Raw genomic sequence first — 16,942 nt, 5'->3', positions numbered from 1 at the left:
GTTCTATCATAGCATGAACGCTTATAGTCCTCAAAAATCCAGTATTTCTCCCGAATCAAAGAAGTACAGTGAGGCTTGCTTCACCGGCAAGCCTGTGATAGCTTGTACAGCCTCCCGGTACAATTCCAATTGCGTATGATAACGGCTATGCATGGTTTTCTCCATTTGCTCCCTAGACGCATATTTCCCCTCGGTACGATCCGTCTTAAAATCAATCAAAATAATCCCATCATCCTCTATTAACATACAGTCTACTACACCTTGGATTAAAATGGTGTCCGCGTCGTCTGCACCTTCAGACACCCGATTAGCAGGAAGCTGATACACAAATGGAACCTCCTTAGCTAATTGATCCACCCCTTCAACCATTTTTTTACCAAGTGCTGTTTGAAAAAAAGAAAGGATTTGTTGCTTACGAATTGCTCTACTCTCTGTTTCTGTTAATTTGTACTCTGCCACCATCTCATCTAAAAGTTGATCTAATTCTGCCTCATCAGGTATCGCTTCAAACGATATCGCCTGCATGACAGTATGCATTGCCGTCCCAATTTCCGTACTGCTTAATTTATTTTCCTGCATAAATTTGGGGCGCTTAAGCGAAGCTTGTTTTAACGTTTTCAAAAAGCGGTCATCACTAAAACTATCTTGAATTTGAAACTGCCTTTTTAATTCTGTAACCGACTGTTTAGAGCGAATTTCAGTTGCTGCTTGCTTCTCATATTTGAAGGAAAAAATCTCAGCAATTTGCCCTTCTGCTCCGCCAGAAAGCGGGACTTCTTCAAGCGTTTCTAATGAGCGCAAATAGGGCTGGGCTTGTTCATTCACAAAATCATCTGTCAAAGTTCCCTTCTCAATAATCGTAACACACAATTTCATATCTGTTGGCAGTGTTACGCCTGCTGTTTTATTAACCTGCTCCGCAAAATCAGGATGCCGAATTAGCGTCTGAAGTATCCAGTCGAGATAAGTTCTTGCCTGCACTCTAATGCTCGGCGGCAAGACCCAGTCGGTCATTTCCGCTACTTGAAACGCGCTTTCTAATGTTTCTTCCCATTCCGGAATCGTCCCAACAATAATTAATTTTTCTTCTGCTCTCGTCATAGCGACATATAGAACGCGCATTTCTTCTGCAATCATTTCATTTATTTTTTTCTTACGGAAAACTTGTTGCATGATTGTCGGATAAGTAATTCGTTTCTGAACGTCCGTATAACTTGATGCAAAACCAAAGTCTTTATCAAGCAATACTTTACTATTAATATCACGCATATTAAATTTGCGTCCTACTCCCGCTAGAATAACAACTGGAAATTCCAAGCCTTTGCTTGAATGAATGGTCATCATACGAACAACATCTTCTTTTTCGCCTAATACCTTCGCTGTACCAAAATCATCGCCACGCAGTTCTAAACGTTCTACGAAACGAACAAATCGAAATAAGCCACGAAATGCTGTCTTTTCGTATTGTCCCGCCCGCTCATATAGCGCTTGTAAATTGGCTTGCCGCACTTTGCCACCTGGAAGTCCACCTACAAACTCAAAAAAGCCGGTTTCTTCATAAATCTGCCAAATAAGCGTTGTTAGATTCTCACGAATGGAAAGTTCTCGCCATTTTACTAGTTTTTCTAAAAAAGAGCTTATTTTTTCTGCTGTTTGGTTTGGTTGTTTGGCATATTCTTCTAATGCATCGAAAAAATAGCTGCGATTGTTAACCAGTCTGACAGAGGCAAGCTCTTCTTCTGATAATCCGATAATCGGTGAGCGTAAAACCGAGGCAAGCGGAATATCCTGATAAGGGTTATCGATAATTTTAAGCACCGAAATCATGACGGCCACTTCAACCGCTTCAAAATAACCACGTTGGCTAGATGCATAGAAAGGAATATCTTGCTCTCTCATAGCCTCCTCGATGTCAGGCGCACTAGTCATCGCTCTTGATAAGATGACAACATCTTGGTAGCGAATTGGTCGAAATTGCTTCATTGATTTATCAAAAACAGGATATTTTTCATCTATCATCTTTTTGACTTTCTGGGCAATAGCTCTCGCTTCAAGCTGATTTTTTTGTAATTCGTCCTTTGATAAGCCCTCTTCTGTATCGAGCGACTTTTTCTTCATGTCTACTACCATCAGTTCTGTTTCAGTATTATTATGTTCTTCGAAACTAGCACCAAGAACAAGTTCTGCTGCCGAATCATATGCAATTTCGCCGACTTCTTTATCCATAATTTGTTTAAAAATAAAGTTAGTCGCATTTAGAACTTCTGCTCGACTTCTAAAATTTTTGGCTAAATCAATACGTAAACCAGTATCTTTTCCGTCTAGTCGGTAATTTTCATATTTCCACATAAACAGTGTAGGTTCAGCAAGACGGAAGCGGTATATAGATTGCTTCACATCGCCTACCATAAATAAATTCCCATCCGCTTCGCCCGAATAAGTCACATATTGCAAAATAGTTTCTTGTACTAGATTAGTATCTTGATATTCGTCAATCAACACTTCATGATAGCGACTTTGGAGCTCTTTTGCTACAAATGAGGGCGAATCGTTTTCTGATAAAATGGCAAGCGCTAGATGCTCTAGGTCATTAAAATCGAGCACACCTTTTCTTTCTTTTTCCCGAAAAAACTGTTCGGAGAAATTTTGAACAAGTTGAATAAGCGTGGCAACATCTGGCTTCATATTTTCTAAATCGCTTAAATATGCTCGTTCTTCACGTTTAAACCAATCTGTCGCTGCATCTTGAATATATTTCTTAGCACGATCTCTAGCTTTTTTTGCTTGCTTTACTAACTGTTCATCTACTTCCTCTTTATTTTTAAGCGGCTTCAAACGACCGAAAACGACTTGAGAAAAACCTTCGCGCAGTTTGTTCCAGTCATCGTCAAGAAGTCCAGTCAACGTTTCTACCTCAGCGATATCTTCTGTAAAATTTGTTATGTAGCTTTCTGGACCATCGACCATTTTGGCAATATTCATTCCTTGCTGAAGCGCACCTAGTGCTTGTTGAATGGACAATTGAATCTGATTCATGATTTCATCATAAAATGGTAGATCCTTTATCCCTTGCAAATCCTTAGTTTCATAAAAATCAACGAGCTGTTTTAACCACTTTTCTGGATTTGGATTCGCTCTCGAAAAGTCATATAGCTTCGAAACCACTTCTGTTAAATTTCGGTCTGACCGATCGTCTGTCAGACTATCCACGAGATGGAAAAAAGCTTCATTATTTGGCTTTGCATATTCTTCCTCTAGTAACTTATCTATAACTTCATCTCGCAACATCATACTTTCAATGCTGTCCATCAACCTAAAATCCGGGTCGACACTTGCAATATAATAATATTTGCGAATTAAATCTAAACAAAAGGAATGGAGTGTTTGAATCGATGCATTATTTAAAAGTGCCAGTTGTTTCTTCAAGTGTAGTGAATCCGGTTTTTGCACCAGGGCATTCTCTAATGCTTGTCCGACGCGATGTTTCATTTCAGCTGCCGAAGCATTCGTAAATGTAACGACCAGTAACTCGTCCACATTGCACGGATTTTCTTCATCTTGAAGCCGTTCGATAATTCTATTTACTAACACAGCTGTTTTCCCCGAACCGGCCGCTGCCGCAACTAGAATATTCTGACCTCTCGCATGAATCGCTTGCCACTGCTCATCAGTCCATGTTGCATTTTCTGGCTTAGCAGGTAGTTGATTCATTGACTCTCCCCTCCTTCTTCTCTCATTTTCTGAATAATTACTTCTGGTTTTTCTGACGCCAAATAGCGATACTTGTCACTTTGTGAACCTGGATCAAATTGACATACTGAGCGAAACGGACAAAAATTACACGGCGTTGTTTCTTTTAAATGATACGGATTGATTGTTACTTCCCCATCTAAAATTTTGTTCCCAGCCTCCTGATATTTGTGGCGAACAAAATGCCGCATAGAATCAAAGTCCTCTTTAGAAGCTGTTTTTGACCTTGCGCTAAGCGTGTTATCTTTTTTAATTTCGGCAGGAACAATTAAAGAGGCTCCCCCGTCTTTAATTGAGTTATCCATAAGCGTTACAGCAAGAGGATCGCCTAAAACAATTCCTTTCATCTTAAAACTTTTCTGAAGCTCTTTTTCGAGTATTTCATCATCTAATGGACTATCGGCACTGACAAGCTTATTGTGCATATGAAAATAAAGAACACCTGCTGGGTCAGCATCATTTCCTACTAATTTCTTAGCATTTGTCACGACTATATCTAAGTAAGTTAGCATTTGGAGCGCAAGTCCATAATAAATTTCGGGAAGTTGTAAATCTCGTGCGCTAGATTTATAGTCGATAATGCGGAGATAATTTCGTTCATCTGCACTAGCGTAATCAATTCGGTCGATGCGCCCTTGCAAGAACAATTCACGCTCGCCTTTTAACGGAATCTTCATTGCAGGAATACTTTTTCCAATACCGAAATCAACCTCTAAACCAAGCGGACGAAATGTACTTTGTTTCGCTTGTTCATTTAGCACATTAGTTGCACGTAAAATAATGTGAAGCAACTTATATTGAATATACGCCATTCTTTTTGTACTAAGAAGTATTTCATGTTGCAGTTTCGGCGCTAAATAAGTCATCGCTTGATTAGCTAGAGTCAAACAATCATTTTCAGATAGAGCTCCCCAATCAATGCCGCGTTCTTTTAGCTGAGCGGATATCCACTCCATCGCCCCATGGAAGATTTCCCCCATATCAACAGCTTGTAATTGATATGTTTTTCTTTCTTCAAGCTTCAAGCCATACTGAGCAAAATGTTGAAACTCACAACTGAAAAATTTTTCCATACGAGAAACACTGGCATGAATTTTATCACCGAACAATTCTGTAGCTGTCTCCTCGGTCAATCTAGTTGTATCGTTATGATAGTTTAAACTTGCAAGCACTTGTAAAGCTAGTTTATTTTTACTCTTAATAAAAATGTTATAAACATCCCACCAGATTGGCGCAATCTTATATCCTTGCTTATACATTTGTAGTTGAGCGGTAAGAAAACCTAGCGCATCCATCTCACCCGCAATATACTCCATTTGCTCTTTTTCTGATAAAAGTGATGGATCACTTAAATATAGCTCTTCATTTAAAGTTGGAAACACCGTTTTTATCTTACGTACATAGTTAGAAGCTGAAAGCAATTTCCCTTCTGAATCAGCAATTGGATAGCTTAAATACAGCCGGTCACTTGCAGCTGTAAATACACGATAAGCTATGAACTCTTCTTGAATAAGTGATTGATAGCTTCTTGGTTTTAAAGCAATTCCATCATTTGTCATGGTTTCGCGTTCTTCGTCTGAGATAATGCCTTTATCGCCCACTTTCTTCGGAAACACACCATCATTAAGACCTATTGCAAAAACAATCTTTTCTTCTAACAAACGAGCATGTTCCATATCCGTGACAACAAATTGATCAAGAGAAGGTGGAAGCAATGAAAACTCCATCGACTCAAGTCCTGTCTGAATAATTTCAATAAAATCATCCAGCGAAATTACGGTATCTCCTAATAATTCCACAAATTCATCGAGGAGATTGATAACGGCATGCCAAGCTTGTTCATGCTCACGAGATAGTTCAAGTAGTCCTTCCTCGTCTGCACGAGCACGCCATAATTCAATACGTTCAGCCACATTTAGCTTTTCTAAATAAGCAAATAGACTTTCTGCATATTCTTTTCCTGTCTTAGCTGAATGCAATTTATCTTCAAGAAAAAGAAGTGGAATTTGAATAAGGTTACGGACTTCATTGATTTGTTCTTCGATTTCGAGTTCAGCGTCCGTTTGCGTCTGCACATTCGTTTCAAGGCCGCGAATTCGCCGATATGTCCATTTATCGCTTTTCATAAAACGTCCGCGATTAAAAATACCATTCTCTAATAAATAGTTCTCAAATAAATCTACTTTTTTCCGGTAGATACTAATATCTTTCTCAATTGGAAAGAAAAACTCTGTTCGAACTGTCTGAAAAAGCGTTTCATACTGCCAATTTAGTTTTAGTGCATCTAAACTAGAACGAATAAACTCAATCAAAGGATGTTTTGCCATAGAACGTTTTTTATCCCAAAAATACGGTAGCTTATGGGCGCGAAATACGGAAGAAATGGTTTCTTCATAATCAGCCATATTGCGAACCAGTATGGCGCAATCAGAAAAATGATAGTTTTCCTCGCGAACTAAGCGTTTCACCTCACGGGCAATTCCTTCTAGCTCAGAATGTCTATTATTCGCTTGATGAAGGCGGATTCCAGATATTTCTCCTTCATATTTTGCAGACCTGCTTTGTCCCCAAGTTGCTTCAAGGTGAGTAAGATCTTGGTGTTGTAATCGCTTGTTCGTATTTAAAAACACAAGTGATTTTTCATGTATTCCTAAATTATTAGCTGCTTCTCTGATTTGTAATAAGGACTCTCGGGTCAATTCAAACATATCAAAATCATTTAATTGTCCAGCGACAGCTTCCTTACTTGTAGTCAAAGTAATTTGCACTTGGTTAGCAACTTCCATAAATTTTGAAATCACCGAAATTTCCTGTTTTGAAAAAGAGTCGAAGCCATCAAAATAGATAGAGGCATTTTGGGCATATGGACTTTTGTCCATTTTTTCATTTAACAAACGTAAATAATCTTCATTTTCAAGAAATTTTCCGAATAATTTTTCTTGATAACGCTCATAAATTAATGAAATATCTGCTAGTTTTTCGCGCATCGCAAAATCATTTGCTTCTTCAGACTGTTGCTTTAGCTCAGCTAATTCTACTTCGTATTGCTTTAATTCTTGGAACAAACTAGTTAATTCTTTGTAAAACCCTCTTTTAGAAGAAGCTTTCCCAAACAGCCTCAACTCACCAGCTTCTTCTTGCACAACTTGTCGTACAAGCATCTCCATACCAGAATGGGTCAAAAATACTCGAGAAAGTCCACCAGTTTCTTGTAATACTCGCCACGCTACTCGGCTGAAACTGTAAACTTGAATATTCATCATCCCTTTAAATCCGGTTTGTTTAAAAAGAAATCGCTCCATTTGATATGTCATTTGATCTGGCACAATGAGAATTTGATTCTCACTGGGATTTTCTAGCATTCTTTTTTTGAGTTGCTCAATCAAAAAAGTTGTTTTTCCGCTTCCAGCCCTTCCAGATATAAACTGTAAACTCATAGCCTCACCACCGAACATACGTTTTGTTTTATTTTAACCAAAAATACTAACTTCGTCTAGTATTATTTTGAGGTCCATTTATAAAATTTTAAGCGCTACAATAAAAAAACTAAGGCAAATTCTTCTTTACCTTAGTTTTTCATAAAATTCACTGAAATGCTAGCATTTCCTTTTGAATTTCATTTATTTTATTTGTAAGCTCTATAAAACTTTTTTCGTCCTTCTTATCGAGAGCAATATCGACTTCTTTTTTCAACTGTTCTACTTTCCTCTGATCTAGGAGCATTGTCATGTAGCACTCAATAAAGACGTTTGTTAACTCTTTTTCTCCTTTTAAAATGCCAACTTGATTCATTAATGAGTTTGAAAAATCTCGCATTTCCACGACTAATCACTCCTTTCACTACTATATGGCGAAAACAACTCCGAAAATTCACAATTTGGCTTCAAAAATCATTGTACTGCTCCAAAACTCTACTTTCCCAAAATATACTGACTCCCGTTTTTTTCTGTGCTATAATTACGAAAAAATAGTAACTCCTTAACATTGGTGTTTTGAAGTGAACTACTTCTTTACATAATTAAAAAAGACTATCACGAGAAAGGGATGTATGAAAATGGAAAACAAGAAAGCAGAGAAACAAATCTATGAGGTGAATCCACATACGATGATTATTTTGCCACACTCGGCCGGAGGTCCACTTTTTTCGAGGGTAATTGAAATTGGGTCTGACTCTATTTCTAAATTTACCCCATTTGAGTTAATTAAAACCAGTTGCAAGTTTTTCGGTGCGAATTATGATGGTAGGAGGGAAGGAACTAAGCATCTAATAGGCATCACTCATAAGCCGCCAATTATTATTGATCCTATTTCATTTACGTATACTTTTCCGACAGCTTCACCAACAAATCCAAACTGCATTTGGGTTTTTCCGCAACATATTAAAGAATACCACGGGACAAAAGATAACCAGACACTTGTACAGTTTTCTAATTTTGAAATGATTAAAATTGATGTTTCGATTTCCTCTTTTAATAATCAAGTTGCACGTACATCTATGTTACACATGAAGTTCTCGCAGAAGATGCGTATGATGGAAACACAATTCCCGTATAATAATGCATTCTTTCCACCATCTGGAATTGTGGCTGAACCTTTCACATCGTACAAAACATCGCCCAAAAATGGGCCGCATAATCCATTCATAGAGTAAAAAAATAGTGGAGTTTTAAATAACTCCACCAATAACATAATCGTTCGAGTATGTATATGGTAAACTAAATAGGCATTCAACTATATGTTGAATACCTCGATGTATCGTTATTTTTGGTTTTCAATAGCACTTGAAATATCTTTAAGTAACTGCAAATCTTTTTCAGAAAACGAGTATGGTAGTTCTAAATACCATTTTTCTAGTTCTGGATTTCCAATTAGCGGGAATGCATTGACAGAATTTTTTTCTCTTAAACCTGCTACATCGTCAAGCAAAAATTCTGTGGTTGTCCCTAGTGTTTCTGCTAATTTGGCTAAAATAAAAATTGGTGGTTTATGTGTTGCGCTTTCATATTTACTGATTGTTGAAGGTGTCACACCAATTTTCTTAGCAAGTTCTTTTTGTGTTAGTCTATTTTTCTTTCGTAGATTAATTAACTTTTCACCAAAATCCACTTCAACCACCTCTTTTCTACTTTCTATTATAGCAATGTCAGAAAAAGAATTCGACATTTGTTAGCTACTTTTATAAAATTATTTTTAAATTTAGGAGGTGATCAGCATGTCTGCTAATGTAATGCTGTTCCATGCAAAGCCTGAAATGGCGATTCTTTGTATGGATTATTCTTAATCGCCAATACTGGGCTTTGCTACTTATTATGGATTAAATAATAAAGGAGCTAGCCTTATGAAGTATCAAACTGTTGAAAATATATTACCTGAAAAATTAATTCTTGAAATTCAAAAATATGTAGATGGGGAATTTCTTTATATCCCTGTACGGTCAAAAAAGGCTTGGGGAAGCGAGTCTGGAATTAAACTGCGGCTAAAAGAACGAAATGCACTGATAAAGAAGGATTTTGAGAGCAGTTCTACGATTCGAGAACTTGCTGAAAAATACTTTTTATCTGAAAGCACTATCAAAAATATTGTTTATCGAAAATAAAGTCAGCTGCTTTATTTGACTATAAAATGTTCTTAGACTATATTTTAAGTGTTCTTTCGTTGTAAAATAAGAATTGGAGGTGATTTTATATGGAAGCATTTATCGAAAATCACGTGTTAAATCAAATTTTACGGCAAGCGAAACATGTTCTTGATGCAGAGCAAAGAGTAAATGATATTAAAGTAAAGCAAGAATTTGCATATTACTCGCTAAACAAAGCTGAAAAAGCATTTGACTCTTTAATGACAGACCAATTAGAGCTTTTGAAACCTCTTGTTTCTATAAAAAACGAGTCGGATTATACGCATTTTAAAGATTCGCTTGAGCCTTATTGCATTCCATTTCGCGCTACTACAGATGCGCAATTAAAAAAACTGTTTAAAAAAGCGAAGAAACTTCATCCGCCTCATTTAAGTCCTGCTGATTTTTCACACCTGACTTATTTAAGTTGGTACGATAAAGGAAGTATGAAAAAATTTATTGTTCGTGAAATTGACGGGACAATGCGCGGCTTGTCCGGAAGTTTCCTACCTAGCCCGCAAAAAGGCATTTGTCATTTTTGTCACCATATGGGGGCTGTTGGACTTTTTACAGTAGATGTTAAGACGGATACGAAAAATCATAATTACAAAGCGCTTAGCAACTATATTTGCCAAGATGAGGCAACTTGCAATGCGCATATCACGGACACTGAAAAATTAGATTTCTTATTTGAATATGTTCGGGGAAATAAGTAAAGCGAGCCAAAAAGGCTCGCTTTACTTATCTTTTTTACGACTAGAACGCTTGCCAAGTAAGAACACAAGGATAAGCAAGATAATGCCTAACAAGACGGCGCCTAGAATGAGCCACATTGTATAGTCTTTTTCTAGTTCCACTGCTTTATTGTTCAAAGCTTTCGCTTCATCGCCTTTGATTTCAAAGTCTTTTGTCCACTTCCACTCGTTTTCATTGGATTTAGCGGTCATGTGGAGGGTGTATTTGCCCGCTTTAAACTCTTGATTTTCCCAATTTATACCATAGTTGAAGTTAGAGTTTGGAGCGAGACGCATATTTTTTTTATTTGTTTCATGTAATGTTTTATCGCGGCCTTTTTTAGTAACTCGCGCTTTTACTTCTAAATCTGTTAGAATTACTGGCTGCGTATTTTGCAAGTTCGCTTTTAGCACATTGCGGTAATTAATTTGCGCTGGATTAATGTCACCTAGTTGCATGTCTGGCTTGACTTCAGTGTCGTTTTCTGTCAGTAAAACGCCAATAACATAGGCATATAAATTTTTAATTTGTACGCCTTCCTCTTCTGTTTCCGATTCTTTATCTAGTTTTTCAGTAAAATGAAGTCCACCTAGAATTTGTCCGTCATATTCTTCTTTTGGCATGGTTACGTTCACTTTAACAGTTTTTGTACCATTTGCTGGGATTGTTATTTCTTCGTCCATTTTGGCAATTTCGGAAAATGGGGTTTTCAAACTCTTATCTAAATTGGGCTTCGTATTGCTGTAGTCGACAATCCCATTATCATTCGTTACGGCTGTGTTAGCATGGCTTTCAATTGTGATGGTGCGATTTAGGCCGTTTGTTACGACGACCTCGAGGGCTTGCGTCTCACCCGGTTTCATTCTCAAATCGAAGTATGTTTTTGATTTATCGATTTGGTTATCTGGTATCACGGCTGTTACTGAGAAGTTCATCGTCGAAGCTGCGTCAGCATGAGAAGGAACTAGCCAAATTCCTAGGCCTAATAGGCTTATTAAAATGCTTGCTAAAAATTTTTTCATATTTTTACTCCTTAGCCACCCTTTCTTTTGGGAAAAGGGGGATTTTGCGTTCCCCCTTCTGTTTATGGTGTCGCTTCAAGGGTCCATGTTATCGTTGACGTATATGTTTCGCCTGCTATTTTCCTTGCCTCAGCAGGAATGTGGAGTGATACGTTAGGATTAGTTGCCAACTCATCCGCTCCTGAAAGGTTACCAAATGCGATTGCCCATGTTGCCATGCCTTCATTTTCTCTAGCAGTGACTAAATTTTGACCTGACGCATTTAAAGTTACATCTGTTGCAACAACGCTTGGTGTAAATTTAGAATCCATAGTGGAGGTGAGATGAACCCCTGACATTGTAAGGGCAGCACCTTCTAAAACAGCATGGCTAGCTGAAACAAATTCAGTGCCCGAAACCGAAAGTGACCAACCAGAATTAGAGCCGCGATTATCTGTTACTTGCACAAAGTTTGGTACGTATTTCTTTCCACCTAAAGCGGTTGTTACTTCTGTATAAAGCGCGTTATAGTTCTTGGCTTCTCCAGAAATTTTTTGTGTACCGAAATTTAATGCCGCAGCAAAATCAATGCGAAGCGCGCCACTTGTTGGATTTACAGGTTCTGTTGGTGTCACATCCGCTCCAGGATCGGTTGGATCAATTGGTGGTGTGACTCCTGTATCATCAGCTTGGAACGTGACATCTGCATTTGTTTCTGTGCCTACAGCGAAAGCGTTGCCGGAAAAAGTCATACAGCCGACAAGTATGGTAAGGAGACTCATGCTCCATTTTAGTTTACACATCTATGCTTCTCCCTTCCTTTAAAATGGCGTCACGCGAAAGTGGGTCTTCCGCGCGACTTTTTGACCGTTTTAAGCAGGAGTGTCAGTTAATGTCCATTTTAACTCAGCTTCATATTTCCCAACGATTTTTGCTGTGTCGCCGGGTACGGAAAGTGAGATACTTTGCGCAGCTGTAGTCGCGTCACCGAATGATGTTGACCATGTTCCCATTCCTTTATTTGCTGCTGCATCGACAACATCTGATGCAGTGCCCGCTGGATCAAGTTCAAATGAATACGCTGTCGGTGTGTTTGTTGCAGTCGCTTTTGATGATTGCATCGTTGCATTTTGGAAGGATAATTTTGCTCCTGTTAGTGTGCTTGCGCCATTTTTAAATTGACCTACTTGTTCTACCGTTAAGTGCCAACCTGCATTTGAGCCGCGGTTGTCGGATACTTGCACAAAGTTTGGTACTTCCACTTCTGTACTAGATGCGGAAAGCGTTACTTTATCTAGATTGGCATAATAAACTTCGTTGTTACCAGAAATCATTTGGTCCGCGAAATGAATATTGGAAACATAGTTAATACTTAGCGGCCCAGGAGTTGGCGCTGGCGTTCCTGGATCAATTTCTTCACCTGTTCCTGGAACTTCTGGTTTTCCTGGATCTGTATTTTGAGTAAAAGTAATGTCCCCTTTAGACGTTACATCAGCCGCAAAGGCTTCTGTCCCGTACCCTACTCCTCCTGCTACGATAACGCTAATTGCTGCTACTTTTAATAATTTCTCCATCAAAAATCTCTCCTTTTTTTAAATAAAATATCACGCTGGTGAATCTACAAGTTCAAACGTGAGAGTCGTTTTATATTGACCTTCTACTTTTTGTGTTTTTCCTGGCACAACTAATTTGACACTCGTTGCCGCTTCGGATACATCTTTACCAAACAAGTTCGCCCAAGTTCCACTACCAGTTCCGGCTTGTGCATTGACAATTTCAACTGCATCACCAGAAACGGGATCGAGCGTTATAAGCGTATTAGCCGTTGGGACATTTCCATCATGCAAAGTGACAAGCGTGCTATTTAGCAAACTAATTTGGGCTCCCTCTAAAGCGTTCGCTCCGTTCATAAGTTGACCATTTTGCTTCACAGTCAAGTGCCAACCGCCGTTTGAGCCACGGTTATCCGTTACTTGCACATAGTTTGGCACCTCTTTTTTAGCGCCAGTTGCAGTCTCAACAACTTTAGTTAAATGAGCATAGTAGGTTTCTTGTTTACCCGACATCTTTTGCAAACCAAAACGTAAATTGGAAGCAAAATCAATACTTAATGGCCCAGCAGTCCCAGGTTGTCCCGGATTATCTGGGTCAGGTGTGATAACATTGCCTGGCTCAGTCGGGTCAATCGGGTTTGTCGTACTTGTGTTTTTTTCATAAGTCAGGTCTGCATCTGACGTTATACTCCCCCCGTCAACCGCCAAAACATGGATACTTTCACTAAAAATTGCAGTCGTTAAAACCGCGCTCGCTACTAGCCATTTCGTTCCCTTATTCATATTTCTTACTCCTCCCATAATCGTTATCTTCTTTTCTTTTTTGTAGTAAAAATAAGCTACAGCCAATCGCCAAACACTCCATACCGATAATCAATCCGAAAACTGAAAATTGGTCCCCCGTAGTCGGTAACTTGCCTAAAGCCGTTTGCTCCAATTGATTCGGCTTAGTTCCACCTTGATCCGTTGGCGTCTGCCAATTAGACGTGCCTCCTTCGGGTAAATTTCCATGTGGTGTTTCACTTTCAATCGACTGCCCACTAAATGAAATCCCTACTTCAACATCATAGTTTTGAGCCTTTGTAAAAAGCGGATTCGTTGTGAGTAACACAGAAAGTAACAGAAGATAACTTGACCATTTTATTATGCGTCGCATCGTTCTCTCCTTTCATCAAGGGGCGTCTTGAAGTGTCCATCTAATTTTTGTATAGTAAGCTTTAGCTTTTGCCAGCCCAGGTAAAACATTAAGCAATATCCCCTCATCTTGCGTCGTATTTAAGTCGATGACCGTTGTACCTGTAGTAGCTGATTTATTCGTGTATACAGGTGTAGTTCCTTGATCCGTCAGCTCTAAATAGTCGGTTACGCCATTTTGTTTTGTGCGAATAACCAAACTGTTTAGCGCATCTCCGCTGTCCGTTGCAAGCGGCGTCGTAAGTTGTGCCATCAGCATCCATTCTTTAGGAGTAGCTCGTGAATCTTCAATCGTAATCTTTACATCATTTTTTGGAGTAACAAGTTGTGGTTTCGATTTGATGGTCACGTTGCCAAATGAAATGTCAGTTGGAATTTCTTTAAATTCTAGCGTTCCTGCTTTAACGGTTACGTGGATTGTCCGTTCAACACCTAAAACAGAAATTTTCACATCATATTCACCCGGTGTGCTTGATAGCCCGCCTCTGTTTACAATCACAACTTGATCTGTAATATCTTCACCAGAAGGCTTTTTCCAAGCTTTTACTTGACCGTTCGTTACAATTAATTCATCTAATTCCGCTTCTGTAGCAGGTACGCTTTGTGCTAGTATCGTAAAATCAGTACTTGTTAACATCGCATCATTATTCGAACTCGTGCTACCATCTTCCACAAAAACTGGAATTGTAAAATCACGATAGTTCGCCGCACGGTCTTGAATCCTTACAACAGCCGTCGAATGACCAATTCGGCTCACGTCTGGCTCTGAAATAATCGTATAGGTCAAATCCTCCAAACCCGCATTATCAAAAACATTTTCTACAAGACTTTTAGCATCTGTTGTAAAAGGCGCGCCAAGTTGCACGGTTTGAGTAATTGGATTTGCTTCTGGCGGTGTTGTATCACTTACCAGTTCAAAATTGGACTGCTCACTAATATTTCCTGCCGAATCAGTCGCGGTTGCATAGTAAGACACATACGGTGCTAGCGGGCGCTTATCTGCCGGAATCGAAATTTCATAATCTTCTGTATTTGATGTCCCGCTTGCCAATATACGTTTATCCGATGAATCATAAATGGTAACTGTCACGTTTGGTTCGGCTTTCACCTTAATGGATGCATCCACATCTTTTATGGGGCTTAAAACAGGCTTATCAGGCGGGGTTTCATCCGAGACAACTGTATTTGTTGTGGCGTTTTTTCCGTCTAAATACGCATAGGCCACAACCGTATTTCCTGCAGAGAAAAATTGCCCATCTGGAAGTGTATACGTGTAATTTCCAGAAGCGTCAGCTTTGACATGGTACATCTTAGTGTCGCTTTTATCTTGCGCGGGTATTGTTCCTGTTGGAATGGCTGAATCACCGGAAAACATGACCCACGCATTGGGGTTTGTAATTCCCGTAATCGTATGGCTATTTGCCTGCGTTTTATTATCGGATAGTGCATCTATGATGACGGAAACATCTGGAATATATTCAAATAATACACGCTTGAAGTTTTGCGTCCGGTAGTTCGCAATGAAATTATCTTGGGTTTCTTGAGTAATGCTATTCCCAGTTAGTGTCGTTTGAACATTGGCGCCGACATACGGGATATTCATGTCGTACATCGGATACCAATCATACGTTGGCGTGCCAGCGACATTGGCTGTCGTCCATGCTTTTACACGTTGAATGGAGGCTTTGAAACTTCCACTCACCATATAAATGGGGCGTGTATTGGCATTTGTATTGGCGGAAGCATCAATGTCAACTTCCCCTGCATCTTCAAAACTAAAAGTGGATGTTCCGCCGATACGAATGAGGTTTTTTGCTCCGGTTCCGTCGGCTTTTAATTTGAAAATTGATTTTTTGCCAATCTTAAATAGACTACTTGTTCCCGTATAAACTAGAGCGCCAGTTCCAGTTCCTTGACTCGTCGCATTGACGATGAGACTTGCTCCGTCTGCTACTTCAAATGAAGCGTTTGTTCCTACGTTAATTGGATTTTTATTATAAGCGTCAGTAAACGGACCATCCATATTAAGCGTTAGCTTTGCATCGTCTTGTACGAGTAGTTTTGAGTCGTTACCTAATTGAATCCCTCCACGGGTTGAGGCATTCGGCGTCGTAATGTTAACCTCGGAATTTCTTTGCATCTCAAAATTTCCATTTAGTTGAATGGTTGTCCATTGTCCTTCGCCACTAAGTCCGTTGCCGCCTCCTGTCAGGTTAAGCTTAGCGCCTTCTTCAATCACGGCGTTTCCTTTAGTTCCGCCAGTTCCAAGCATTAAAACTGTGGCATTTTCTGTTGTTCCTGTATAGTTAGATCCGCTTGTGAAGGTGATGTTCGTCACTTCAAGGTTTGTTTGGTTTGTTAAAGCATTGTAAGTGGTTCCATTAAATGGACTTACATACGAGTTAACAGAAGCATTCTTCACTGTTCCTTTTACAATGACATCCGCTTGATAGGAAGCGGTTAGTTGGGCCCCTGTGTATTCGATATTATCGAAAGTAAAAGTAGAACCAACACCAGCCGTTCCGTAAATTCGGAATGGTCCCCAGTAGTTTTGGCCATACATCTTAATATTTTGAAGGGTGATGTTAATTTTTGTCGAACCAAAGTTCATCAAGTAACCCCGCTTACGAAAATCCACATGATGATTGTTACCATTTATTGTAATGCTCCGAGCTGGAACTGTTACATTCACTTCACCCGCGCTTGTTGATGGATAGTTCGTAAATTCAATATCATTCATAATATTTATTTCAGTAATTGCTTGATTTCCCATTGCGGTTTCAAGTTCCTGATATGTAGTCACATTCGCAACATTTTCGGCTTCAGCTTTGACCGTTTGAAACATCCTATCGAAAACCCCACTTCCTTGTAGTGGAATTATGATAGCTAAGCTCGCAACAAGAAATATCGTTGTGATGATGCGAAATCCCTTTTTCAAATTTTCTCACCTCTTTCACTCTTGAAATGAATCAAAAGGTAAGTTTGACTCCCTTTGATACTTTTTAGTATACAAGGATAAAATCATTGGAAATATTTACAGCGATAATTCCGCAACATAATTGTGAACAAATTGTGTCTGAAAATAAAATAAA

Annotated in this window: 13 protein-coding genes; 3 read left to right on the top strand and 10 right to left on the bottom strand. The window is 39.0% G+C overall.

The genetic code is table 11. From position 1 onward, the window contains the following. Positions 1 to 30 precede the first annotated feature (30 nt). From addA to BN1609_RS02700, 3 genes are all read right to left on the bottom strand, one after another. On the bottom strand, positions 31 to 3,711 hold the full coding sequence (gene addA / locus BN1609_RS02710; RefSeq protein ID WP_088840484.1) for a helicase-exonuclease AddAB subunit AddA: 3,681 nt from the start codon (positions 3,709 to 3,711) through the stop codon (positions 31 to 33). Then, entirely contained in the window at positions 3,708 to 7,187 is a 3,480-nt protein-coding gene (gene addB, locus BN1609_RS02705; protein WP_088840483.1) for a helicase-exonuclease AddAB subunit AddB, read from the bottom strand. The genes addA and addB overlap by 4 nt, the downstream gene beginning before the upstream one ends. Positions 7,188 to 7,335: 148 nt before the next feature. Next, on the bottom strand, positions 7,336 to 7,572 hold the full coding sequence (locus BN1609_RS02700; RefSeq protein WP_088809370.1) for an IDEAL domain-containing protein: 237 nt from the start codon (positions 7,570 to 7,572) through the stop codon (positions 7,336 to 7,338). Positions 7,573 to 7,804: 232 nt separating this feature from the next. Between BN1609_RS02700 and BN1609_RS02695 the strand changes: the two genes are divergently transcribed. Then, positions 7,805 to 8,401: a competence protein ComK gene (locus BN1609_RS02695; protein WP_088809371.1), complete on the top strand. Its 597-nt coding sequence runs from the start codon at positions 7,805 to 7,807 to the stop codon at positions 8,399 to 8,401. A 107-nt stretch (positions 8,402 to 8,508) separates the two neighbouring features. Here BN1609_RS02695 and BN1609_RS02690 read toward each other — a convergent pair whose 3' ends face one another. After that, a complete protein-coding gene (locus BN1609_RS02690) occupies positions 8,509 to 8,856 on the bottom strand; it encodes a helix-turn-helix domain-containing protein (protein WP_088809372.1) in 348 nt (115 codons plus the stop codon). 232 nt (positions 8,857 to 9,088) lie between these two features. Here BN1609_RS02690 and BN1609_RS02685 point away from each other — a divergent pair, with 232 nt between their 5' ends. Continuing rightward, positions 9,089 to 9,346, top strand: coding sequence for a CD3324 family protein (locus BN1609_RS02685; RefSeq protein ID WP_088815492.1), 258 nt, complete (start codon positions 9,089 to 9,091; stop codon positions 9,344 to 9,346). An 89-nt stretch (positions 9,347 to 9,435) separates the two neighbouring features. After that, entirely contained in the window at positions 9,436 to 10,083 is a 648-nt protein-coding gene (locus tag BN1609_RS02680; protein ID WP_088809374.1) for a FusB/FusC family EF-G-binding protein, read from the top strand. A gap of 21 nt (positions 10,084 to 10,104) precedes the next feature. Here the strand turns inward: BN1609_RS02680 and BN1609_RS02675 are convergent, their stop codons facing one another. The 6 genes from BN1609_RS02675 to BN1609_RS02650 form a co-directional block, all read right to left on the bottom strand. Continuing rightward, positions 10,105 to 11,124: a DUF916 and DUF3324 domain-containing protein gene (locus BN1609_RS02675; RefSeq protein WP_088809375.1), complete on the bottom strand. Its 1,020-nt coding sequence runs from the start codon at positions 11,122 to 11,124 to the stop codon at positions 10,105 to 10,107. 62 nt (positions 11,125 to 11,186) lie between these two features. Further along, a complete protein-coding gene (locus BN1609_RS02670) occupies positions 11,187 to 11,906 on the bottom strand; it encodes a WxL domain-containing protein (RefSeq protein ID WP_088809376.1) in 720 nt (239 codons plus the stop codon). A gap of 69 nt (positions 11,907 to 11,975) precedes the next feature. Next, positions 11,976 to 12,677 (bottom strand): WxL domain-containing protein, encoded by a 702-nt coding sequence (locus BN1609_RS02665; protein WP_088815495.1) that lies wholly within the window; start codon positions 12,675 to 12,677, stop codon positions 11,976 to 11,978. 30 nt (positions 12,678 to 12,707) lie between these two features. Further along, entirely contained in the window at positions 12,708 to 13,439 is a 732-nt protein-coding gene (locus BN1609_RS02660; RefSeq protein ID WP_088809378.1) for a WxL domain-containing protein, read from the bottom strand. After that, the gene (locus BN1609_RS02655) at positions 13,432 to 13,812 is read right to left on the bottom strand and encodes an LPXTG cell wall anchor domain-containing protein (protein WP_088809379.1); all 381 of its coding nucleotides are present in this window, start codon (positions 13,810 to 13,812) and stop codon (positions 13,432 to 13,434) included. Before BN1609_RS02655 ends, BN1609_RS02660 begins: the two co-directional genes overlap by 8 nt. Positions 13,813 to 13,827: 15 nt before the next feature. After that, on the bottom strand, positions 13,828 to 16,788 hold the full coding sequence (locus tag BN1609_RS02650) for a pectate lyase-like adhesive domain-containing protein (RefSeq protein WP_088840482.1): 2,961 nt from the start codon (positions 16,786 to 16,788) through the stop codon (positions 13,828 to 13,830). Positions 16,789 to 16,942 lie beyond the last annotated feature (154 nt).

It is taken from the genome of Listeria sp. ILCC797 (genome assembly GCF_900186185.1).
GTDB lineage: Bacteria > Bacillota > Bacilli > Lactobacillales > Listeriaceae > Listeria > Listeria goaensis.
This window is presented reverse-complemented; position numbering and strand designations above follow the sequence as displayed.